We start from the raw sequence: 22,886 nt of genomic DNA, 5'->3' as shown, positions 1-22,886 counted from the left end.
CAGTATTCTAGTAGCAATATTAGAATACTGTTTTTTTGGTTTTAAAAAGCGTTGAAATTATTTATGAGAACAAAGTAGTGAAAGACTGGAAAATTTACCATTTAGTGAAAAAGAAATCATTCCTCGATATCTTTTCTCTAAATGTTGAGCGAACATTGAACTAGAAGTGAATTAGGCATATTATCACTTTAAGAAAGCGTTTTCAAAATACCGAACGAAAAGGTGATTTTATGAATATAGCACGTAAATTTGGAGGAGCAATACGTAGATTTGGTGGTGCAATGATTGTGCCAGTTTTATTGTTTCCTTTCTTTGGTATTATCATTGGTATCGCAACACTTTTTAAAAATGAGGCAATTATGGGAAAATTGGCTGATAGCCATAGTTTGTGGTATCAAATATGGTCGTTAATTGAAAATGGTGGTTGGACATTATTTGAAAATATTGAACTTATTTTTGTGATTGGATTACCGATATCGCTTGCTAAAAAATCAGCAGGACATGCTGTCATGTCATCCGTAGTTACTTATTTAATGTTTAATTATTTTATTAATGGCATATTAAGCACATGGGGACCTACTTTTGGCGTTGATTTTAAAGGTAGTGCAGGTGAAGGAACAGGAATCACAGAATTAGCAGGTATTAAAACTTTAGATACGAATATTATAGGTGCACTTATCATTTCAGGGATTGCGATTTGGCTGCATAATCGATATTATGATAAAAAATTACCGGAATCTGTGGGTATTTTTCAAGGATCGCCATTTGTTATAATGATTGCTTTCTTTTGTATGATTCCGTTAGCGTTTCTGACAAGCTGGGGATGGCCAATTGTACAAGATTGGATTGCATCATTACAAGTATTTTTAGCCTCATCTGGTTATATTGGTGTATGGTTATTCCATTTTTTAGAAAGAATATTAATTCCAACAGGACTACATCACTTTATTTATACGCCATTTGAATATGGTCCAGCTGTTGTGAACGGAGGTGTTAAATCTTATTGGATTTCTCATCTTACTGAATACTCTAAAACGACCAAGCCATTAAAAGAAATCTATCCAGGTGGTGGTTTCTTACTACAAGGAAATATTAAAATGTTTGGTTCTATTGGTATTGCGCTAGCGATATATTCTACGGCGAAAGCACATAAAAAGAAAGAAGTCGGCGCGCTATTAATTGCAGCAACATTAACAGCAGTTTTTGCAGGTATAACAGAACCTTTAGAATTTACCTTTATTTTTGTAGCACCATTTTTATTTTTAATTCATGCTATATTAGGTGCGACAATGGTTACAATTATGAATATGTTCGGATTAGTAGGAAATTTAGGAGGCGGTTTTATTGAAATAGCCGCTACGAATTGGATTCCACTATTTGGGACACATTGGGGGACATATATCGCTCAGTTTGTAATAGGTATTCTTTTCATATTTATATATTATTATCTATTTAGATGGATTATATTGAAATTTGATATACCGATGCCGGGTAGAGAAAAAGAAGATATCGACACAAAATTGTATACGAAAAAAGACTATAAATCGAATAAGAAACATAATAATGAAAATCAACAAACATCAGAAAATGAATACGTTGAAAAGGCAAATGTGTATTTAGAAGGTTTGGGCGGTAAGCGTAATATCATCGATGTAACAAATTGTGCGACAAGGTTACGTGTTACTGTAAAAGATCCTGAAAAGGTCAAAAATGACAGTTACTTTAAAACATCTGGCGGCGCACATGGTTTGGTAAAGAGTGGTCAGAATGTTCAAGTGATTGTCGGCTTATCTGTATCACAAGTTCGTGAAGCATTTGAACAACTTATAAATAAAGACACTTAGCATTTATTCATAAGTTGTAAATAATTTTTCCGATATAAAACAACACAAGACCTTATGTTGAAGAAATTTTATAGTTATGGTAGGATCTTGCGATAAAGTCAAAAACAACATAATAAGGTGTGAAACTAAAATACTCAGTTTTATTAAAAAATTGAATTGGTGCACTATTAACATATATATTGAAAGCTGCATTTTTAGCAATATAATTATCATGTAACGTTGTGATAGACACATAACGAAATTCACGTGATTTGATTAATTGTATAGGTTCTTTTAAATTTTTAGTTTCACCTGAAAGAGAAATAATAAATAATAAATCATCAGCGTTCATTTGATTGATAGCTAATTTAAATTCTGTTTCATCATTAAGCACAATAGACTTTTTAGAAATGGACAACATATGACGTTGTGCTTCACGTGCCACATTTTGTTGGGCCATGCCAGTGCCAAAGATATAGATGAATGGCGCTGCTTCTATTAATTGATTAAGCGGTTTGTAATCGAACATTTCGAGATGTTCTACAGTTCTTTGAATATCTTCAATAATAGGATCGATGCCTACTGGATGAGAAGGTGGTACATTACTTTCCATTTTCAAGTAAAATTTGAAGTCACTATATCCTTCGAATCCAAGTTTTTTAACTAGCCTGTGGATTGTAGAAATTGAGGTATGTGTTTTTAAACTTAAGTCGTGAATTTTCATATTTGAAATTTGATCGTTGTATTGGTGTATGACATTGATAATATGTAAATCATTTTCTGTTAAATGTTCAAAGTGTTTATTTATGAGTTGATCCAGTATCATATGAAATGAGGCCACCTATCCATTGGAAAATTTTCCGAATTTTGAAAATACATTCTAATCTTAATATATAATTTCTAAATACGTCAAACTTATTGGTGTTTTTAACATTATATTTTACTATGAATGAAAGGTATAAAAAAGTTTATAAAATATTTTTTGTAAGCGTTTTCTTTTATTGGTAATTAAAAAGGGGATGAAATCATGAAGTTAAAAGTAGGAATCATTGGTTGCGGCGGTATTGCTAATGGTAAACATTTACCAAGTTTAAAAAAATTAACTGAAGTATCTGTGGTAGCTTTTTGTGATATAGACATTAACAAAGCAAAAGAGGCAGCTGAAAATTATGGTGTGGAAAATGCACGAGTATATGAAGATTACAATGATTTATTACATGATGATAGTATTGACGTCATTCATGTGTGTACGCCTAATAATACACATAAAGACATAACTGTTGCAGCATTAGATGCTGGAAAACATGTCATGTGTGAAAAACCTATGGCTAAAACTTCCAAAGAAGCAAGAAGTATGATTGAAGCTGCGAAACGTAACAATAGAAAACTAACTATAGGTTATCAAAATAGATTTAGAGCTGATAGTCAATATTTACATGAAGTGACGCAGCAAGGTGAGCTTGGGGAAATCTATTATAGTAAGGCACATGCAATTCGTAGACGTGCTGTTCCTACATGGGGCGTATTTTTAGATGAAGAAAAACAAGGTGGCGGCCCATTAATAGATATTGGAACACATGCTTTAGATTTAACGTTATGGATGATGGATAATTATGAAGCAGAATCTGTTATGGGTTCGACTTTCCATAAATTAGGCAAAAAAGAAAATGCTGCAAATGCATGGGGACCATGGGACCCTGAACATTTTACTGTTGAAGATTCAGCATTCGGATTTATTAAGATGAAAAATGGTGCAACAATTGTATTAGAGGCGAGTTGGGCGTTAAATTCCTTAGATGTAGATGAAGCTAAATGCTCTTTATCTGGGACAGATGGTGGTGCAGATATGAAAGAGGGCTTAAGAATTCACGGTGAAAATCTAGGAACATTATACACTTCGAAAATTGAAGTTGATAATGAAGGAGTGGATTTCTACGATAGTGAAAAGATTGATGAAGCTGAAGAAGAAGCCCGTTCATGGATTCAAAGCATCATTCACGATACGGAACCTGTCGTTAAACCACAAGAGGCTTTTGTAGTAACACAGATATTAGAAGCTATTTATGAATCAGCGCAATCTGGAAAAGCAGTTTATCTTAATGATAATGCATAAAAGTGAGGAGAAAATATATGAATATTACAATATGGAATGAATATCGTCATGAAAGAGAAAATGTTGAAGTAAAAAAAGTTTATCCTGAAGGTATTCATCACGCGCTTGCTTCTTTTTTAAAAGAAATACATCATGTGGAAACGGCAACTTTAGATGAAGTAGAACATGGGTTAACTGAACAATTACTAGAGCAAACAGACGTTTTAATTTGGTGGGGACATAAAGCACATGAAGAAGTAGATGAATCAGTTGTAGAAAGAGTAAAATCACGTGTATTAGATGGTATGGGTCTTGTAGTTTTACATTCTGCTCATTTTTCTAAAATCTTTAAGTCATTAATGGGAACTACGTGTGATTTGAAATGGCGAGAAGCAGATGAAAAAGAACGATTATGGGTGGTTGACCCTACACACCCTATTGTTGAAGGTATAGATAGTTACATTGAATTAGAACAAGAAGAGATGTATGGTGAACATTTTGATATACCTGTTCCTGATGAGACGGTACTCATTAGCTGGTTTGAAGGTGGAGAAGTATTCCGAAGTGGTGTGACTTTCAAGAGAGGTAATGGCAAGATATTTTATTTTAGACCAGGTCATGAAAGTTATCCGACATACTATAATAAACAAGTACAACAAATTATTAAAAATGGTGTGAAGTGGGCGTGTAATAATCAAACGCCGAAACATCAATATGGAAATGCTCAACCATTAGAAAAAATAGATGAGAAATAGGTTGGGGAGGTTTGATACTATGGATAAGTTGAAAGTAGGTATTATTGGTTGTGGTGGCATCGCACGTCAGAGACATATACCATCTTTTCAAAATTTGAGCCATTTAGTTGAAATCGTTGCAGTTCAAGATATCAACTCGACATTGGCGCAAAATACTGCTCGAGATTTTCATATTGAGCACACATTTGAGCGATATGAAACGTTATTTGAATATGTGGATGCTGTGGCCATTTGTACACCAAATAAGTTTCATGCAGAGATAAGTATTGCAGCATTAAATGCAGGTGTGCATGTATTTTGTGAAAAACCTATGGCTATGAATCAGTTAGAGTGTGAACAAATGATAGAAGCATCAACACGTGCTGGAAAACTGCTTGCAATAGGATATCATTACCGTTTTACAGATGCGGCTATTACTGCCAAAAATGCTATAGACGATAAAGTTGTTGGTGAGGCATTGGTAACGCGAGTGCAAGCGTTACGAAGAAGAAAAGTACCAGGATGGGGCGTTTTTACGAATAAATCTTTACAAGGCGGTGGCAGTTTAATTGACTATGGATGTCATTTATTAGATTTATCATTGTGGTTGTTAGGTGATGTTGAACCAGTAGAAGTAATGGGTAAGACCTACAATAGACTCAGTAAGATACCTAACCAGATTAACGACTGGGGGGCGTTCGATAATGAATTGTTTGATGTTGATGATCATGTCACAAGTTTTATTACTTTTGAAGATAAATCTTCCATGCAGTTTGAATGTTCATGGTCGGCCAATATTAAAGAAGATACAAAACAATTGAGTATTTCTGGTGTAGATGGCGGAATCAGTCTATATCCTTTTGAAATTTACCAGCCGAGATTCGGCACATTTTTTACTGAACAAGCAACTGCTGAGCATGATGAGGAGATAGCTGCGCAAAGACAAGCACTTAATTTTGTGAAAAGTTGTCTTGGTCAAGCGTCATTAGTTGTACAACCAATGCAAGCACAAAAAATAAATGTTTTAATAGATGCAATATATAAAAGTGATGAATTGGGTCATAGTATTCGATTGTAATATGATTAAAATAAAGGGGCGTTGGATATGAAAATAGGCGTGTTTTCAGTTTTATTTCAAGATAAAAATTTTGAGGAAATGTTAGATTATGTTGCGCGTGCTGGTGTTGATATGATTGAAGTTGGTACAGGTGGCAATCCAGGAAATCACTTTTGTCCATTAGAGGCATTGTTATCAGATGAAAATAAGCGCAACAAATTTTTAGAAACGATTCAGCAAAGAGGATTAAGTATTAGTGCGTTGAGTTGTCACAATAACCCGATATCACCTAATTTAGAAGAGGCACAACGCGACCATGATACGTTATTTAAAACGATTAAATTAGCTTCTTTACTAAAGATTCCAGTAGTTAATACATTTTCTGGAGTAGCAGGATCAGATGAAACAGCTAAACTGCCGAATTGGCCAGTCACACCATGGCCCACAGATTATTCTAAGATTTTAGAATGGCAATGGGAAGAAAAGTTAATACCATATTGGAAAAAAGCAGCAGATTATGCAAAAGCGCACAACGTGAAGATTGGTATTGAGCTTCATGCGGGTTTTTTAGTACATACACCTTATACTTTGTTGAAATTGAGAGAAGCAACGAATGATGCTATTGGCGCTAACTTGGATCCGAGTCACTTATGGTGGCAAGGTATTGATCCGGTGGCTGCTATAAAAATATTAGGCCGTGAAAATGCCATTCATCATTTTCATGCAAAAGACACATATATTGATCAAGAAAATGTGAATATGTATGGCTTAACAGACATGCAACCCTATGGTAATGTACAGACTCGAGCTTGGACATTCCGTACGGTAGGTTATGGTCATAGTCCACAAGTGTGGGGGGAAATGATTAGCGCACTTAGAATTAACGGTTATGATTATGTAGTAAGTATAGAACATGAAGATCCTATCATGTCGATAGAAGAAGGATTTAATAAAGCCGTGAGTAATTTAAAAGCAGTGAATATAGAACAAGCTTCACCAGAACTATGGTGGACATAAAATACCAATATGATTCAAGCAAATTATAGTATGGGTAATGCGCATATTATAATTTGCTTTTTTAATTTATGAATACACATTGTGCGAACACAAATAGGTGAACTATTGCATTACATACTTAATTTAGAACTTGAAATTTTTACTGAAAAGAGTAAAATAAGTAGAGTTGAAATTGGTAAATATAAGGCTCACAATACATTGAATATATCGATATATGTCTATATTATTAAAACAGAAACTTAACGTTGTAAGACTTAAATTAGTATTCTATTTAGAAAGGTGGAGACGTAGTTGCAAAATAAATTTTTGATTTGTGATGATTGTCAGGGTGTTAATTGTAAATCGTTGGAAAAAAAATTAACAAAGCTAGATCCTGAAGCAGAAATTGAAATTGGTTGTCAGTCTTATTGTGGCCCTGGTAGACGAAAAACATTTGCGTTTGTGAACAATCGTCCGCTAGCTGCACTGACTGAAGAAGAACTTATGGACAAAGTAGTCAAGCAACTACAGAAACCTAGAGATCCAGAAGAAGAAGAACGTTTAAGAGAACGCAATGAAGAACGTAAGCGTCGTAAAGAAGAGCAAGATAAAAAGCTCAAAGAGAAGTTAGCACGTCGAAAAAATACGAACTAAACACCAAAAGAGACGCTTATATAAGTAGCTTATTTAAAATAAAGGCACTTCTGTTTAAAACAGAGGTGTATTTTTTTAATGCAGAATTATTTAATGATATGAGATTATAAGCATTTCACTGTCAGTGTTCATGGGAATTATCACATTGTTATAAACTAAGTGCTATGGAAAACATGCAATAAGAGAAGTGAGCGAGTACTATATTAGATTTTTTATAGACTTCTTTTACCAATGAATGGATAAAAGAAGTTTGACAATATGATTTTTGTAAATTACGAGGAATAATTAAAAAACGTTTTATAGGCAATATATTTATCATATTAGTAAAATAATGCTAAATTTTATATAGATTATTTGTTTAGGGATAAATTATAATGTTTTTATATAAAAATATTATGATAAAGGACTATTAAAATGGTTTGAATGGGGTAAACATAAAAGTGAAGTTTGCAAAAAAGAGTGATTCAAGCGCTATATGTTTAATCGAGATAATTTTAAACCAACAATTTTTACAGGGAGCTGAGACAATGACTAAAAAAGTACAACTAGGAAAATCAGATGTATATGTATCACCAATTGCGCTAGGTACAAATGCAGTAGGTGGACATAATTTATATAATGATTTAGATGAAGAACAAGGTAAAGAAACTGTTCGTACGGCGGTTAGGAATGGTATTACATTATTGGATACTGCTTTTATATACGGTCCAGAGCGTTCTGAAGAATTAGTAGGAGAAACAGTGAAAGAATTTTCGAGAGATGAGTATGCTATTGCTACAAAGGGTGCACACTATTTTGATGAAGATGGTAATGTACATTTATCCAATAATCCTGAGTTTTTAAAAGAACAAGTTGAGCAAAGTCTAAAACGTCTTCAGCTAGATTATATTGATTTGTATTATATACATTTTCCTGATGAATCTACGCCTAAAAATGAAGCGGTAGCAGCACTTAAGGAACTTAAAGATGAAGGCAAGATTAAAGCGATTGGTGTATCGAATTTTAATTTAGACCAATTAAAAGAAGCAAATAAAGATGGTTATGTAGATGTGGTACAAATGGAATATAACTTGTTGAATCGTGAAAATGAACATATTTTCAAATATGCTGTAGAAAACCAAATTACATTTATTCCATATTTCCCATTAGTATCAGGAATTTTAGCTGGTAAATATACAGAGCATAGTACATTTAATGATTTACGAGCTGAAAATCCTGAGTTCCAAGGTGAAAAATTTAAAGAAAATCTAGAAAAAGTAGAACAATTGAGAGATATTGCAGATAATCATAAAGTAGATGTGGCACATATTGTATTGGCATTTTATTTAACTAGACCATCTTTAGATGTAGTAATTCCTGGAGCTAAACGTTCTGATCAAGTTGTTGATAATTTAACAACACTTGATGTTAAGTTAACAGATGACGAAATAGAGAAAATCGAACAAATATTTCCAGTAAAATAGGCGCAAGAAGTAGATGAACCAAGTGCGTTTGTCTACTTTTTATATATTATATACAAATGTATATCTGTATTCGAAACAAATAAATAAAATTATAAATGTATTTTTAATCTACTATTTAATAATCTTACCGTTTAGTGTAGGATTATTAATTAAGTTTAGTAGATTGATAAAAATGTAATTTTTTAAATTTTGAATGAGTATATCATTAAAAAGGTAGTAGAAGGAGATTAATATGATCACAGTTTTATTCGGGGGCAGTCGACCAGATGGAAATACTGCTCATTTAACTAAGATGGCCATAGAAGGATACGACTACGAATGGATAGATTTAACAGAATATCAATTGAATCCGGTTAGAGATGTAAGGCATGATAATACGCTTATAGAATCTTATCAAGATGATTATAAAATGATTATTGATAAAGTGTTAGCAAGTGATACTGTCATTATCGCTTCTCCAATTTATTGGTATAGTTTATCTGCCTCTATGAAGGCGTTCATTGATCATTGGTCTGAAACATTAATGGATCCTAAATATAAAGATTTCAAAGCACAAATGTCTAAAAAAGATTTTAGATTGATTATTGTTGGTGGCGATTGCCCTAAAGTAAAAGCGAAACCATGTATTACACAGGTTAAATATAGTTTGGAGTTTTTAGGGGCAAGTTTAGCTGGTTATATTATTGGAACTGCTGAAAAACCAGGTGACATTGAAAAAGACATTTATGCACTGAAAAGAGCGGAAGAATGGCAACAAACATTAAGTAATAAATAAATATATGGTTGGAAGTTTGAGCGATGATTTTTATTGTTCAAACTTTTTTTATCTAATCAGATAAAGTATTTTGAACACTAGAATTATGATATAATATAGCTATTATTACCTATCGTAAATAAGGGGAGAGCATCATGCATAAAGTTAGAAAAGCAACGCCAGAAGATGTTGTTGGCATCAGAGATGTAGCAACGAAAGCTTGGTATAACACATATCTAAACATCTATGCAGCTAAGACAGTCAATGAATTGTTAGCTGCTTCATATAATGAGCAACATCTGTTGAAACGATTAGAAGATCAATTGTTTTTAGTTGTTGAAGAAGATGATGAAATCATAGGATTCGCAAACTTTATAAATGGAACTGAGTTATATTTGTCTGCACATTACGTTAGACCTTCATGGAAACATAATGGTTACGGCTCAAACCTATTAAGTGAAGGGTTGAGTTATTTTAAAAATGAATATGACGATATTTATTTAGAAGTCGATAATAAAAATGACGATGCTGTATCATTCTATGAACAAAAAGGTTTTGAAAAAGTGCGTTCATATACTCATGTAATGTATGGTGAAGCTATGGACTTAGCATTGATGCGTAAATCGTTAAAATGATATGCCAAGTATAGTGGTGAACTAGGAGGACTAAATTGACATTTACAAGTTATGCTACACAGAAGTTACCTGAAGAAAAAGTATTTAAAGATCCGATTCATAGATATATTCATGTTAAAGACCAAGTCATTTGGGATTTAATCAAGACAAAGGAATTTCAACGATTAAGACGCATTAAACAATTGGGTACTTTATATTTATCATTTCATACAGCAGAGCATAGTCGATTTGGGCATTCTCTAGGAGTATATGAAATTGTGCGTAGATTGATTGATGACTCTTTTGATGGAAGAGAAGCTTGGAATAATGAAGATAGACCATTAGCGCTATGCGCCGCGCTCTTACATGATTTAGGACATGGACCTTTTTCACATAGTTTTGAAAAGATATTTAATACTGATCATGAGGCATTTACACAAGCTATCATTACTGGAGAGACAGAAGTAAATGAGGTGCTGCGCCGTGTTTCTGATGATTTTCCGGAACAAGTGGCAGAAGTTATTAATAAAACACACGATAATAAGTTAGTGATTTCCATGATATCGTCACAAATTGATGCAGACAGAATGGATTATTTGCAACGAGATGCTTATTTTACAGGCGTTTCTTACGGTCAATTTGATATGGAACGTATTTTAAGATTAATGCGTCCTTCTAAAGATGAAGTGTTAATTAAAGAAAGTGGTATGCATGCGGTAGAGAACTTTATTATGAGTCGCTATCAAATGTATTGGCAAATCTATTTTCATCCTGTAAGTAGGGGCGGAGAGGTATTACTTAATAGTTGTTTGAAACGCGCTAAGCAACTATACGATGAAGGTTATATATTTAAAATGCAGCCTAACGATTTTATCCCATTCTTTGAAGGAACCATGACAATTGAACAATACGTTGATTTGGATGAAGTCGTTGTATTATATTACTTAAAAGCATGGGTTAATGAAGAAGATGAAATATTAAGCGATTTAGCGCGTCGTTTTATCAACCGTGATTTATTTAAACACATGCCATTTGATGGTTCTATCATAACAATCACTGAATTGAATGACTTATTCATACAAGCAGGTATAGATCCTAATTATTACTTTGTGAGTGAATCATTTACTGATTTACCTTATGATTATGATCGTCCAGGTTCAAACAGACAGCCAATCCATTTGTTGAGACGCAATGGTAAGATTAGAGAAATTAGTAGTCAATCACTTGTGATTTCCAGTATTACAGGAATAAACAGAGAAGATTATAAACTGTATTATCCGAAAGAACTTATTACTGAAATAGAAGATGATCATGTGCGTAATGCGATTATTAGTATATTAAATGAATTAAATTAATAATAATTGCGAACCACAGTCTTGTTGATAATTTAGTGATTTGAGTTTTATGGTATAAAAATTGTAAAATACAATTAACTGTATGATGAATAAATCAGAGTTTTAAAGTGTATTTATGAGTATAGTTAACGTAAACTAAAGAGTTTGAAATTACAGGAGGTGCTTTCTAGTGGCTGAAAATAAAGGATTTAAGTTTAATATAGTAAAAAATGATCCGCTAGATGGACATAAAGGTACGAATATTGGTTCAATTAGTTTAGATAATGTCGCTCCCGTATTTATTGATGTTGAGAATAAGGAAGCTTTTATAGATATTGGTGGAATGCATGCGCGTGCTAGCGTTGAAAAAGGCGTAAAATGGATCAAAGAAAAAGACGTAGTAGAAGGTGAAGGTGCAAAAGCATACTGGCTTTGTTGGGTTACTACTGAAAGAGGAGAAAATGGTCCATACTATGCGGGGGTAACAGGGTGCTATTTATTGGTAAATAAAAGTATTCGTAGAGGGTATAAAAGTATGCCTGAACATGTAAATATGATGGATAAATCGATGAAACATCAAATAGAAATTGACCATATAGGTGAAGAAAACAAGGCAGTTTTAAGAGATTTCTTGAAAACACATGATATAAATATGTGGAACAATTCTGACGAAGCATTGCACAAAGTATTGGAAAGTAAATAAGTACCACTGAAGAAACCAAGTGCTAAATATTAAGTATTTTGGTTTCTTTTTATTTTATAGTAGCCATGTGTACAGACTAGAATGAAAAGAAAGCTGTAAACATTAAAGCCATGGTGTTAAAATTATTTTAGCAACTGTAATGCACATTTCAAGTATGCTATAATGATGTGTATTATTTTAAAGATTAGGGTGAAACGTACATTGGAAAACAATGTTGAAATCCATACAAAACAAGTGGTAAAACAAAAAGATCATAAAGAAAAATTTTCATTAAATACACAAGGCTCTTGGCAAAAACGTAAAGCAGAGTTTATACGTTATCAGGAACAAATCGAAGAGGCGACTGTAAATGTTACAGTTAAAATCGAAGCGACTGGTGTGAAAATTATTCGTAATGGAGAAATAAAAATGAACCTTCATTTTGTAGAAGGTGAGGATACCATTACTTTATATGAAATTAGTGGTGGTCGCATACCATTAACCGTACGTACACATTCCATTTTGCACTTTGTAACAGATGATGGGGGAAAATTAAAAGTACATTATGATTTAATTCAAGATGAAGAGAAGATGGGTTCTTATCAATATGAAATAACTTATAAGGAGACACCGTAAATGAATATAATTGACCAGGTGAAACAGACGTTAATCGAAGAAATTTATAAAAGTATTCAGCAAGCACAACTTGTGGATGTAAGTGAAGTTCCAGAAATAAAAATTGAAATTCCAAAAGATAATAAAAATGGAGACTATTCAACAAACATTGCAATGGTCTTAACCAAAATAGCGAAACGTAATCCTCGTGAAATTGCTCAAGCAATTGTAGATAATTTGGATACTTCTAAAGCAAAAGTAGAAAAAATAGATATTGCTGGTCCAGGATTTATTAATTTCTATTTAGATAATACGTATTTAACAGCTATTATATCTGAAGCAATTGAAAAAGATGAAAAATTTGGACATGTAGAAGAAGCTAATGGTCAAAATGTCTTATTGGAATATGTGTCAGCAAATCCAACAGGTGATTTACATATTGGTCATGCGCGTAATGCAGCTGTAGGTGATACGTTAGCGAACATTTTAGAAGCGGCAGGTTATCATGTAACAAGAGAGTATTATATTAATGATGCAGGTAATCAAATTACTAAATTAGCACGTTCTATTGAGGCGCGTTATTTTGAAGCACTAGGTGATACGGCATATAAAATGCCAGAAGATGGTTATCACGGTAAAGATATTATTAATATTGGTAAAGATTTAGCTACTAAACAACCTGAATTAAAAGACCTTTCCGAAGACGAACGCATAAAAACATTTAGACAACTTGGTGTTGATTATGAAATGGGTAAATTAAGAACAGATTTATCTGATTTTAATACACATTATGATAATTGGTTTAGCGAAACTTCACTATACGAAAAAGGTGAAATTCAAGTAGTTTTAGATAAAATGGCAGAACTTGGTTACACATATGAACAAGATGGTGCGACATGGTTACGTACTACAGATTTTAATGATGACAAAGATAGAGTGTTAATTAAAAAAGATGGTAATTACACTTACTTCTTACCAGACATTGCTTATCATTTTGACAAGATTCAACGTGGTAATGATATTTTGATTAACTTATTTGGTGCAGATCATCATGGTTATATAAATCGTTTGAAAGCTTCAATGGAAACATTTGGTGTTGATAGCGATCGTCTTGAAATACAAATCATGCAAATGGTACGTTTAATGAAAGATGGCGAAGAAGTTAAGATGAGTAAACGTACAGGGAATGCGATTACTTTACGTGAAATCATGGACGAAGTTGGCGTAGATGCAGCACGTTATTTCTTAACTATGCGTAGTCCAGATACGCACTTTGATTTTGATATGGAACTTGCTAAGCAAGAATCTCAAGACAACCCAGTGTACTATGCACAATATGGGCATGCGCGTATTTGTTCTATTTTAAATCAAGCAAAAGAAAGAGGAATTACACCTTCAACTGATGCAGATTATGCGCTTATTACCAATGATAAAGCCATTGATTTATTAAAGAAAGTTGCGGAATTTGAAAAGACAATCGAAAGCGCAGCAGAGCATAGAGCGCCACACAGAATTACAAATTATATTCAAGATTTGGCAGCACATTTCCACAGATTCTATAATGCTGAAAAAGTATTAACAGATGATGTTGAGAAGACAAAAGCGTTAATTGCTTTAATTGACGCAGTTAAAATTACTTTACGCAACGCATTACATTTAGTAGGTGTTAATGCACCAGAAGCTATGTAAATAATAAAGCAGTTTAAATTGCATGCTTAATAGAGCTCGCGATAGATTTGTTAACACTGTTGGACGCACCTCCAAACCATGTTAACAAATCATTGCAGCTCTTTTTTTTATTTCATACTATAATGATGAGAACGGTGTTTATTTTAAGTGAATAGGAGTTGAGTTAAATTATGCTAGATACCTACACCTTATATCGCAAGTTATATGAGCACATGGGACCACAAGGTTGGTGGCCAGCAGAATCTAAAATAGAAATTATTTTGGGGGCGATATTGGTCCAAAATACAAACTGGAGAAACGCAGATTACGCCATTCAAACATTAAAAAAGAAGACGCAATTACAAGTGCAAAACATTTTGAAATTAGAGATAGAAGAACTTCAAACATTGATAAAATCTAGTGGCTTTTATAAAAACAAAGCTCAAACAATATTCTCGTTATTACGTTGGTTGCAGCAATTTAATTTTGACTATCAAGCAATAGCTGAAAAATATAAAAGTGATTTAAGGTCAACTTTATTAACAATTAAAGGTATTGGGAGTGAAACAGCAGATGTACTTATAGTATATATATTTGGTGGTGTAACCTTTATTCCTGATAGCTATACACGTAGAATTTATAGGAAGCTCGGTTATAAGCATACTGAGAACTACGAAAAATTAAAAAAACATATTATGTTACCAGAAAATTTTACAAATGAAGATGCGAATGAATTTCATGCACTATTAGATAACTTTGGGAAAAATTATTTTAATGGTAAAGATAAAAAGAAATATACATTTTTAGATTGTTATTTTGAAATAACATAGTAGATAAGCACTGAGAATTTGATATGATAGATGTAAAAGACAATGAGGAGACAATGAAATGAAAAAAATATACAAAATATTATATCTTTCTATCATTTTAGTGTTATTGTTAGCGGCTTGTGGGACAGGACAAGATCAAGCTAATCATAAAGCTGGAAAGTCGGATACCCCTTCTTATCATAGAATCATATCATTGATGCCTAGTAATACAGAAATACTGTATGAATTAGGTTTAGGAAACAAAGTGGTCGGAGTATCAACTGTGGATGACTATCCCAAAGAGGTAAAAGACAAAAAACAATTTGACGCTATGAAATTAAACAAAGAAACTTTGTTGAAGGCAAAGCCAGATTTAATATTAGCACACGAGTCACAAAAAGCGACAAGTGGTGAAGTATTAAAATCATTGAAAAAAAGCGGTGTAAAAGTAGTTTACGTAAAAGATGCGCAATCTATTAATGAAATGTATGACACATTCAATCAAATTGGTACAATAACAGGTAAAGAAAAAGCTGCGAAAGCACTTGTAAAAGAAACAAAAAATAATATAGAAAAAGTAAAAGCATCAATTCCTAAAAATAGTAAATCCCAGAAAGTATTTATGGAAATTTCATCACAGCCAGAAATATATACTGCTGGCAAACATACTTTTTTTGATGATATGTTAAAGCAATTGAAAACCCAAAACAGCTTTTCTAATTTAGAAGGATGGCAAAAAGTGAGTAAGGAAGCTATTATTAAGAAAAATCCAGATATGATGATATCTACTATGGGAATATCTAAAGAAGATTATAAAAAAGAGTTATCGCAACGTGGTGGATTTAAAGATATAAACGCTGTGAAGCAATCTAACATAGAATCGGTAAATGGTGACGAAATTTCTAGACCAGGGCCACGTATAGACGATGGTTTAAAAGCCTTGAAGGAAGCTATTTATAAAAATAACTAACTGGAATAGTAACTTCGTTTTTTAGTTTAATTTGGTATTTAAAGTGTAAATGAAAAATATTTCGTAAAATACCTTAATACTTCAACGTAGCGCTTTTAAAAATGAAATAAAGTCATATAAAGTTAACAGCCAACCCATTTTATTTGGGTTGGCTGTTCTATTTCAAAGTAGTGTGGTTTGTATTCAGAGTCTATAATATAGATTTATTCTTTGATTACTAAATTAGGGTTTCATACTACTTCCCACAGATGACCGTCTGGATCTTGAAAATATCTTGAATAACCACCCAAAAAAGATTTGTGAAGTTCAATTATGATAGTAGCACCAGCGTTTCTTGCTTATTCAATTACTTGTTCTACTTCCTCTTGATGTTGAATATTAATTTTTGAAGTAACTTTTATAATCAGTAATTTTAATAATATTAATTATTTACTGTAAATATTTAGTATATTTATTATATAAAAATAATGAGAAAAGTTTTTGTTTTATTGATATTATTATAAAGATAACTCAAAATTAAAAATATATCATGAGATATTAAACTAGTTACTTTATTAAAAGGAGATTCATCATGAAGAATTTCATACCAGTTGCATATATATTGCCTTTTACATTTTTAGGTATTTTTACAGATTACCTATCGTTTACAATAATTGGTTATATTGTATTTGGGGTAATGCTTATCACATTGAATAATCTATCAATCGGACAGTATAAATTAGTAATCGTTTTAATGTTAAACATTGTTTCGATGATAAGCTCCATCATATTTTCTATATATCTATTGAATTCTAATGAACAGGCAGTAAGTTATTTCAAGCCAGAAACACCTGTTAACTTAATTGTTGTTTATACAGTTATAATTTACTTTATTAGCATATTAATCGCTAAGCTACTTACATATGTAAACACAGAATAACAAATGATTAGAGCATAAGTTTATTGTTTGTTATTTATTTTATAATTTAGTTATAGCAATATAGAATAAAGTTAACTGCGTAATTTAAGGGATTTAATTTTGTCTTTTTGATAACATTAGGTTAGTATACTTTTCTACTTTTTAAATGATAGATATTAAAAGGGAGCTAGTTTCCATAAGCGTTTAAAAAGCACATACCATCTTAGTATATATTGTTGTATATAAGATAAAATACTGTAGTTTTAATTTAAATCAGATGGTATTGTAATAATTGAAAGATACTACTGAAAGCGTGGCAAAAAAATGAGGTACTATAAGACATTAATCATTTGGACAAGTGTACTTATTATAAGTATATTATTAAGTTTATTATGGGGGATTGGTGACTTAAATGGTTTATTATCAAAAACCATTCTCTTTCAGGTCAGAATTCCAAGAGCATTAGAAGCGTTATTAGCTGGTGTAGGTTTAACGCTTGCTGGACATATGTTTCAGACATTGTTAAATAATCCATTGGCTGATAGTTTTACTTTAGGATTAGCAAGTGGTTCTACATTTGGTTCAGGTTTAGCAGTAGTGCTTGGTTTATCATTTTTTTGGTTACCGCTGTTTTCTGTTATATTCAGTATTACTACGCTTATTTTAGTTATTGCTTTAACTACAGCAATGTCGAGAGGATACCCAGTACGTACATTAATATTATCAGGGATAATGATAGGCGCATTATTCAATGCATTATTATATGTATTAATAATATTTAATCAAAATAAATTGAATAATATTGTGAGTTATATGTTCGGTGGTTTCTCTTCTGCAGAATATAATGAAGTTATTTATATCGGCGTTGTGTTAGTTACAGGTGGATTGATTTTATTATGTATGGTTTCAAAAATAAAATTATTACAACTTGGAAATTTACGTGCTCAATCTTTAGGATTAAATGTCCAAAGTGTAACTTATGGAGTCTTGCTTATTTCATCTATCTTAACTGCTGTTATCGTCGCATATGTAGGTGTTATTGGCTTCGTAGGTATGGTCATACCACAACTTGTAAAAAGGCACAGCCAAAATTATGATTTGGGACAACAAATGATACTTAATATGATAATTGGTGGTACAATTATGGTGCTTTCAGATTGGTTAGGAAGTATTATCTTGGATCCATTCCAAGTGCCAGCAAGTATTATACTGGCTTTATTAGGTATTCCTGTTTTGTTTTATATAATGATTTCACAACCCCGTATGTATGAATAACAAAACTTATTTAAAAAGCCATCATGGAATATAAATTGTAGTACTTATAAAAAAAGAAAATAAATGTTTGAAATAAAGAGGTTATGAATATGGACTTAACTCAAGTAAAAGCAGTTGTATTCGATTTAGAAGGTACATTATTAGACCGCAAAAAATCTAGAGATAAATTTATAGAAGAACAATATGAAAGGTTTCATGATTATTTAGTGCGTATTCAACTTGCAGATTTCAGGAAAAAATTTATAGAATTAGATGATGATGAGGATCATGATAAACCAGAATTATATAAAGCAATCATAAAAGATTTCCATGTTGATCGATTAACATGGAAGGACTTATTCAATGATTTTGAAATGCATTTTTATCGTTATGTATTTCCTTATTATGATACTTTATATACACTTGAAAAGTTATCGAAATATGGATATTTGACTGGGGTTATTGCTAATGGTAAATCAAAAATCAAGCAATATCGCTTACATGCTTTAGGGGTTGAAGATGCTATTAACTATCTTACTACTTCTGAAACAGTCGGGTTTCGTAAACCGCATCCAAAGGTTTTTGAGGATATGTTATCTCAATTGGGTACCAAGCCCGAAGAAACGATGTATGTTGGCGATGACGCGCTCAATGATGTAGCCCCAGCAAGAGCAATGGGCATGATTAGTGTATGGTTTAAAGAAGATGATGATGTAGAGGTAGAACCTTTACCAGAAGAGGTGGATTTTACTATTACAACGATGGAAGAACTATTATCGATATTACCAATTGCGAAGAAAGGAAGCTGACAGTATGGAATTATTTACCACAAATGATGGCATAACATTAAACTATAGAACGAGTGGTGAAGGCAATGCTATTGTTATGATTCACACTGCGTTTGATAATTTAACTGTTTTTAATGAGATTGAAAAGAAATTGAATACGAATCATCAGGTTGTATTAATTGATTTAAGAGGGCACGGTTATTCTGATAAGCCGAATAACCTACATTTTAAAACATATGCAGAAGATGTAAAAGCTTTATTAGATTATTTGTATATTGAACAATGTGCATTTATAGGTCATGAGATGGGCGCTTCTATAGCTGTTTCAATTGCAGCTGAATTTCCAACACTTGCTACATCCTTAACATTAGTTAATCCAACAATGTTAAACGACATGAATCCAGCTGAAAGATTATATCGTAAATATGCCAACAAAATAAGGAATTGGGATGAAGAAAAGCAACAAAAATTTCTTGATAAACATTTATATTATTCAAAACGAAAGGTTAAGAAATTTTTGAAACAGTTAGACAACACAAATGGCATCGCGACTAAAAATGAATTGTCGGCTGTAAAACAATCATTTAATAATAATAATATTTCTTATTATCTAGGGAAAGTGAATTCACCTACATTAATTATTGTTGGCCAACATGGAGAACGTACTAGTGTTGTTGAAGCTAAAGAATTTGGTGATTATATTGGTGATGTTAAGTTTGAAGTTTTTAAAGAATCAGGTCTTTATCCGTTTGTAGAAGAAAAATCTAGATTTATTGAACTTAGTAAAAATTTTATTAATGAACACGAAACAACGGTAACAAATTAATTGAATAAGGTAATATGAATAGCAGTTAAAACAATAATGGTAAATATACCACTTTAAGTTGCTTTCTTATTACAGTGACGAAAGTTTTGTAATATTTCTGTAACCTCACTGTTAATTAAGTAATATTTATAGTACAATATGAATAAGGAAAAATAACGCATAATTAATAGAAGGAGAGAGTGCTATGAAAAAATTAGTCGCAGCAGTTTTAGTCACAGGTTTGGCATTTTCTGGAGTTAATGCAGGAAGTGCTTCAGCAGCTTCAGGTAACTCTATCCAAAGTGTTGATCAACTACAACAAGGTGACACAACTTTAGAAGGTGCTAAATTAGGATCATCCATTCAAAGTGTATTGAAAAATAATAGTAAACCTATTTATTCACATAGACCTGATGGTAAAGAGCATTACTATGAGTTTAAACAAGATGATGGCGTGCTAGTCGTAACTACAAACGGTAAGAAGAATGAAGGTAAGATTACACGTGTTTCTATGAGCTATAATGATACAGATGGTCCATCTTACAAAGAAGTAACTGAGCATGTAAGCCATAATGCTATTACACGTGAACATTATAATAATGTGACAGGTAATTTTGGTTATATCCAAGATGACGATGTGTCATATCAATTTAGTTCAGCATCACCAAGTGATAAAGATATTAAACTATATCGCATAGATATTAGTAAATAAACATCACTAGCAACACATAAAATGAATAACATAACCGGCAAGTGTGAATTTAATACTTGTCGGTTATTTTATTTTCAAATTATGAAAAAGTATGAGATTATAAATTAAATTGCAGTAAACAAATACAACATTTATCAATAAAAAGTTAAATATTATTATTTACTGGATAAATTTTTAATAATATTTTTAAGGAGCCTACCATGAGAGTTAATGACAAAGTATTAGTAGAAAATATTAATGATTACTTCACTCATAAAGGTCTTTCACCGAATTTAATAGACGATATTAAGGAAAAATTGAAAAAAGATTTTCATAAATCGGAAGCTCAAGACAAGGATTATATTGAGTATAGAAGTAAATCACCAGCAGAAATTATTTTGACCATACAACGCAATTTATATACATTACAGCTGAATCCTATTGTATTTTTTATTGTGAATTTTATATTATTGTCCTATTTATATGATAAGCATTATGTATCATTTCAAGCTGCTTCAGGTTTATCAATATTCTATTGTTTGGTGATTTTACCAATTTCAATATTTATTTACTTGCGAATAGATTGGAAAAACTATTTGTATAGTAACAAATTTGAGAGGATTATTGGTTTGATTGTGGCAGGTGCTGCATTTGTGCTCGTTATTGTTCATGCATTTGATTTGAATTTAGGTATCGTAGCAGTAACCATATATGCCCATCAATTTGTATTTTTTGTAGGAATTATATTTAGTATTTCAGGTGTTTATTTTAGAAGATTAGAATTTACTGGCATTGGATTATTATTATGTCAAAAAACAATAGACGCTATGATTAAGAATTCAAACATTGCCCAAATCGGATCCATAGTTATATGGGTATTATTACTTATTGTGATTATTTATTATACGATACGTATATCATCAAGAAATTAAAATAAGCGTGAAATATAATGAAAAAGCATCCATCAACAAGATAACGATTATTTCGTTTATCTTGTTGATGGATGCTTTTTATGTAGGATAACATAAAAGAATTTATAAAAAATTAAATATAGAAGAATAATGAATTGTAGCGTAATAAACACAAAATGAGGGTATATTAGTTTTGTAAAGGGAGGTGACCCATGATGAAAAAAATTGAAACGAGTTTCGGCACCGAGATTGCATACATCCGCGAGGGTCAAGGTATTCCTATTATATTAATTCACGGGCTTGACGGAAATATGGCCTCTTTATATGATTTAAAAAATAAATTGAAAACGTACTTTGAAGTTATTATTTATGACGTAAGAGGCCATGGTAAATCATCAAAACCTAATTCTTTTCATTTGCAAGATCATGTCTCAGATTTGAATATATTGATGCATAAATTGAGCATTGAACCGGCACATTTAATTGGATACGATATGGGAGGGGTGATTGCAAAGCACTTTACTGATCAATATGAAACAGGCGTAAGATCGCTCACACTCATTGCTTCTAACTTAAATAATAGTGTGCATGGATTGAATAAGTTGATGATTGAACATCAAGATGAAATTGAAGGCTTTGATAAATCTGAAGCGCTCATTATTTTATTTCCTTATTTGTACAAAAAACAAGATGTTGCTAAAAAGTGGTTTCAAAACCAATTGATATATAGTCGTCAGTCATCTGAAGATAGTGCTATTGCAACGAGAGCTCTGATGAATTTTCCAGAGTATGATAAAAATAATTTAATTAAGCATGTGAACGTTCCTACTTTAGTTATCTATGGTCGCTATGATCCATTATGTTCTAAAGAAAGTTTTCAACAATATCATGATGCGTTTACTTCATTAAAAATATTTGAATTTAATCACTCAGGTCATGCACCACATGTAGAAGAAGCTGAGCATTTTATGGAGATTTATCTTAAATTTGTAAATGCTTTGGAATATCAAAGTTAAAAACTAATAATAAAATAAATATAACTTTGGAATTCAAGGAAAAAATAATAGTTTGATTATGAAGAGGAGCAATTACTATAATTTAGTGATTGCTCCTGTTTGCATAAATGTTATTTTTTAAGTATTATAAAATATGGTGAAAATTAGCGTTTGAATTAAATTAAGCTTTATAAAATATTGAAGAGAAATGTTATTACTTATTATATTGGAATTAAGACACAATAAAAACCCACCAACTATTATAAGTGGTGGGTAGTT

Annotated in this window: 23 protein-coding genes and 1 pseudogene; 22 read left to right on the top strand and 2 right to left on the bottom strand. The window is 31.8% G+C overall.

Translation table 11 applies throughout. The annotated features are described in order from the left end of the window. The first annotated feature begins 230 nt into the window (after positions 1 to 230). The gene (locus PYW31_RS10990; RefSeq protein WP_046837050.1) at positions 231 to 1,844 is read left to right on the top strand and encodes an alpha-glucoside-specific PTS transporter subunit IIBC; all 1,614 of its coding nucleotides are present in this window, start codon (positions 231 to 233) and stop codon (positions 1,842 to 1,844) included. A 52-nt stretch (positions 1,845 to 1,896) separates the two neighbouring features. On the opposite strand, the gene PYW31_RS10985 is transcribed toward PYW31_RS10990, so the two are convergent. Then, positions 1,897 to 2,649: a MurR/RpiR family transcriptional regulator gene (locus tag PYW31_RS10985; protein ID WP_046837051.1), complete on the bottom strand. Its 753-nt coding sequence runs from the start codon at positions 2,647 to 2,649 to the stop codon at positions 1,897 to 1,899. A 201-nt stretch (positions 2,650 to 2,850) separates the two neighbouring features. On the opposite strand from PYW31_RS10985, the gene PYW31_RS10980 reads away from it, so the two are divergent. The 14 genes from PYW31_RS10980 to PYW31_RS10915 all read left to right on the top strand — a co-directional run bounded on the left by PYW31_RS10980 (position 2,851) and on the right by PYW31_RS10915 (position 16,265). Continuing rightward, on the top strand, positions 2,851 to 3,936 hold the full coding sequence (locus PYW31_RS10980; RefSeq protein ID WP_046837052.1) for a Gfo/Idh/MocA family protein: 1,086 nt from the start codon (positions 2,851 to 2,853) through the stop codon (positions 3,934 to 3,936). A 17-nt stretch (positions 3,937 to 3,953) separates the two neighbouring features. Then, complete coding sequence (locus PYW31_RS10975) at positions 3,954 to 4,670, top strand: ThuA domain-containing protein (RefSeq protein ID WP_046837053.1); 717 nt, start codon at positions 3,954 to 3,956, stop codon at positions 4,668 to 4,670. Between the two features lie 19 nt (positions 4,671 to 4,689). Continuing rightward, positions 4,690 to 5,727 carry a Gfo/Idh/MocA family protein gene (locus PYW31_RS10970; protein ID WP_046837054.1) on the top strand — a complete coding sequence of 346 codons (1,038 nt, stop codon included), beginning with the start codon at positions 4,690 to 4,692 and terminating at the stop codon, positions 5,725 to 5,727. A 27-nt stretch (positions 5,728 to 5,754) separates the two neighbouring features. Then, the gene (locus PYW31_RS10965) at positions 5,755 to 6,723 is read left to right on the top strand and encodes a sugar phosphate isomerase/epimerase family protein (RefSeq protein ID WP_046837055.1); all 969 of its coding nucleotides are present in this window, start codon (positions 5,755 to 5,757) and stop codon (positions 6,721 to 6,723) included. Positions 6,724 to 7,014: 291 nt separating this feature from the next. Continuing rightward, positions 7,015 to 7,356, top strand: a complete 342-nt coding sequence (locus PYW31_RS10960) for a YuzB family protein (protein ID WP_046837056.1) — start codon at positions 7,015 to 7,017, stop codon at positions 7,354 to 7,356. 527 nt (positions 7,357 to 7,883) lie between these two features. Continuing rightward, positions 7,884 to 8,819, top strand: coding sequence for an aldo/keto reductase (locus PYW31_RS10955; RefSeq protein ID WP_046837057.1), 936 nt, complete (start codon positions 7,884 to 7,886; stop codon positions 8,817 to 8,819). Positions 8,820 to 9,051: 232 nt separating this feature from the next. Next, a complete protein-coding gene (locus tag PYW31_RS10950; protein WP_046837058.1) occupies positions 9,052 to 9,594 on the top strand; it encodes a flavodoxin family protein in 543 nt (180 codons plus the stop codon). 134 nt (positions 9,595 to 9,728) lie between these two features. Next, positions 9,729 to 10,208 (top strand): GNAT family N-acetyltransferase, encoded by a 480-nt coding sequence (locus PYW31_RS10945; RefSeq protein WP_046837059.1) that lies wholly within the window; start codon positions 9,729 to 9,731, stop codon positions 10,206 to 10,208. 35 nt (positions 10,209 to 10,243) lie between these two features. Further along, positions 10,244 to 11,542, top strand: a complete 1,299-nt coding sequence (locus PYW31_RS10940) for an HD domain-containing protein (protein WP_046837060.1) — start codon at positions 10,244 to 10,246, stop codon at positions 11,540 to 11,542. Between the two features lie 169 nt (positions 11,543 to 11,711). Continuing rightward, entirely contained in the window at positions 11,712 to 12,224 is a 513-nt protein-coding gene (locus PYW31_RS10935) for a YwhD family protein (protein WP_046837061.1), read from the top strand. A 201-nt stretch (positions 12,225 to 12,425) separates the two neighbouring features. Then, positions 12,426 to 12,839, top strand: a complete 414-nt coding sequence (locus tag PYW31_RS10930; protein WP_046837062.1) for a YwiB family protein — start codon at positions 12,426 to 12,428, stop codon at positions 12,837 to 12,839. After that, complete coding sequence (gene argS / locus PYW31_RS10925; protein WP_046837063.1) at positions 12,840 to 14,507, top strand: arginine--tRNA ligase; 1,668 nt, start codon at positions 12,840 to 12,842, stop codon at positions 14,505 to 14,507. A gap of 170 nt (positions 14,508 to 14,677) precedes the next feature. Beyond that, a complete protein-coding gene (locus PYW31_RS10920; RefSeq protein ID WP_046837064.1) occupies positions 14,678 to 15,316 on the top strand; it encodes an endonuclease III domain-containing protein in 639 nt (212 codons plus the stop codon). A 58-nt stretch (positions 15,317 to 15,374) separates the two neighbouring features. Beyond that, positions 15,375 to 16,265: an ABC transporter substrate-binding protein gene (locus PYW31_RS10915; RefSeq protein WP_046837065.1), complete on the top strand. Its 891-nt coding sequence runs from the start codon at positions 15,375 to 15,377 to the stop codon at positions 16,263 to 16,265. 230 nt (positions 16,266 to 16,495) lie between these two features. On the opposite strand, the pseudogene PYW31_RS13750 reads toward PYW31_RS10915, so the two are convergent. Continuing rightward, a pseudogene (locus tag PYW31_RS13750) lies at positions 16,496 to 16,588 on the bottom strand (VOC family protein); the annotation flags it as partial. Positions 16,589 to 16,836: 248 nt separating this feature from the next. Between PYW31_RS13750 and PYW31_RS10910 the strand changes: the two are divergent. The 7 genes from PYW31_RS10910 to PYW31_RS10880 all read left to right on the top strand — a co-directional run bounded on the left by PYW31_RS10910 (position 16,837) and on the right by PYW31_RS10880 (position 22,628). After that, complete coding sequence (locus PYW31_RS10910; RefSeq protein WP_046837066.1) at positions 16,837 to 17,184, top strand: hypothetical protein; 348 nt, start codon at positions 16,837 to 16,839, stop codon at positions 17,182 to 17,184. A 303-nt stretch (positions 17,185 to 17,487) separates the two neighbouring features. Continuing rightward, positions 17,488 to 18,438 carry a FecCD family ABC transporter permease gene (locus PYW31_RS10905; RefSeq protein ID WP_046837067.1) on the top strand — a complete coding sequence of 317 codons (951 nt, stop codon included), beginning with the start codon at positions 17,488 to 17,490 and terminating at the stop codon, positions 18,436 to 18,438. 89 nt (positions 18,439 to 18,527) lie between these two features. Continuing rightward, positions 18,528 to 19,226, top strand: coding sequence for an HAD family hydrolase (locus tag PYW31_RS10900; RefSeq protein ID WP_046837068.1), 699 nt, complete (start codon positions 18,528 to 18,530; stop codon positions 19,224 to 19,226). Between the two features lie 4 nt (positions 19,227 to 19,230). Then, positions 19,231 to 20,031 (top strand): alpha/beta fold hydrolase, encoded by an 801-nt coding sequence (locus PYW31_RS10895; RefSeq protein ID WP_046837069.1) that lies wholly within the window; start codon positions 19,231 to 19,233, stop codon positions 20,029 to 20,031. 184 nt (positions 20,032 to 20,215) lie between these two features. Beyond that, a complete protein-coding gene (locus PYW31_RS10890; RefSeq protein WP_046837070.1) occupies positions 20,216 to 20,722 on the top strand; it encodes an SA0570 family protein in 507 nt (168 codons plus the stop codon). A gap of 200 nt (positions 20,723 to 20,922) precedes the next feature. Next, a complete protein-coding gene (locus PYW31_RS10885) occupies positions 20,923 to 21,633 on the top strand; it encodes a hypothetical protein (RefSeq protein ID WP_046837071.1) in 711 nt (236 codons plus the stop codon). A gap of 194 nt (positions 21,634 to 21,827) precedes the next feature. Continuing rightward, positions 21,828 to 22,628 (top strand): alpha/beta fold hydrolase, encoded by an 801-nt coding sequence (locus PYW31_RS10880; RefSeq protein WP_046837072.1) that lies wholly within the window; start codon positions 21,828 to 21,830, stop codon positions 22,626 to 22,628. Positions 22,629 to 22,886 lie beyond the last annotated feature (258 nt).

It is taken from the genome of Staphylococcus succinus (assembly GCF_029024945.1).
In the GTDB taxonomy this organism is placed as follows: Bacteria; Bacillota; Bacilli; order Staphylococcales; family Staphylococcaceae; genus Staphylococcus; species Staphylococcus succinus.
Note: the sequence above shows the minus strand (reverse complement) of the source record. Positions and strands in the feature narration are given on the sequence as shown.

Bases quoted from the DNA above. Each gene is read 5' to 3' on its own strand.
- PYW31_RS10990 (WP_046837050.1), top strand. From the start codon at position 231: ATGAATATAGCACGTAAATTTGGAGGAGCAATACGTAGATTTGGTGGT.
- PYW31_RS10985 (WP_046837051.1), bottom strand. From the start codon at position 2,649: ATGATACTGGATCAACTCATAAATAAACACTTTGAACATTTAACAGAA.
- PYW31_RS10980 (WP_046837052.1), top strand. From the start codon at position 2,851: ATGAAGTTAAAAGTAGGAATCATTGGTTGCGGCGGTATTGCTAATGGT.
- PYW31_RS10975 (WP_046837053.1), top strand. From the start codon at position 3,954: ATGAATATTACAATATGGAATGAATATCGTCATGAAAGAGAAAATGTT.
- PYW31_RS10970 (WP_046837054.1), top strand. From the start codon at position 4,690: ATGGATAAGTTGAAAGTAGGTATTATTGGTTGTGGTGGCATCGCACGT.
- PYW31_RS10965 (WP_046837055.1), top strand. From the start codon at position 5,755: ATGAAAATAGGCGTGTTTTCAGTTTTATTTCAAGATAAAAATTTTGAG.
- PYW31_RS10955 (WP_046837057.1), top strand. From the start codon at position 7,884: ATGACTAAAAAAGTACAACTAGGAAAATCAGATGTATATGTATCACCA.
- PYW31_RS10950 (WP_046837058.1), top strand. From the start codon at position 9,052: ATGATCACAGTTTTATTCGGGGGCAGTCGACCAGATGGAAATACTGCT.
- PYW31_RS10945 (WP_046837059.1), top strand. From the start codon at position 9,729: ATGCATAAAGTTAGAAAAGCAACGCCAGAAGATGTTGTTGGCATCAGA.
- argS (WP_046837063.1), top strand. From the start codon at position 12,840: ATGAATATAATTGACCAGGTGAAACAGACGTTAATCGAAGAAATTTAT.
- PYW31_RS10920 (WP_046837064.1), top strand. From the start codon at position 14,678: ATGCTAGATACCTACACCTTATATCGCAAGTTATATGAGCACATGGGA.
- PYW31_RS10915 (WP_046837065.1), top strand. From the start codon at position 15,375: ATGAAAAAAATATACAAAATATTATATCTTTCTATCATTTTAGTGTTA.
- PYW31_RS10910 (WP_046837066.1), top strand. From the start codon at position 16,837: ATGAAGAATTTCATACCAGTTGCATATATATTGCCTTTTACATTTTTA.
- PYW31_RS10905 (WP_046837067.1), top strand. From the start codon at position 17,488: ATGAGGTACTATAAGACATTAATCATTTGGACAAGTGTACTTATTATA.
- PYW31_RS10900 (WP_046837068.1), top strand. From the start codon at position 18,528: ATGGACTTAACTCAAGTAAAAGCAGTTGTATTCGATTTAGAAGGTACA.
- PYW31_RS10895 (WP_046837069.1), top strand. From the start codon at position 19,231: ATGGAATTATTTACCACAAATGATGGCATAACATTAAACTATAGAACG.
- PYW31_RS10890 (WP_046837070.1), top strand. From the start codon at position 20,216: ATGAAAAAATTAGTCGCAGCAGTTTTAGTCACAGGTTTGGCATTTTCT.
- PYW31_RS10885 (WP_046837071.1), top strand. From the start codon at position 20,923: ATGAGAGTTAATGACAAAGTATTAGTAGAAAATATTAATGATTACTTC.
- PYW31_RS10880 (WP_046837072.1), top strand. From the start codon at position 21,828: ATGAAAAAAATTGAAACGAGTTTCGGCACCGAGATTGCATACATCCGC.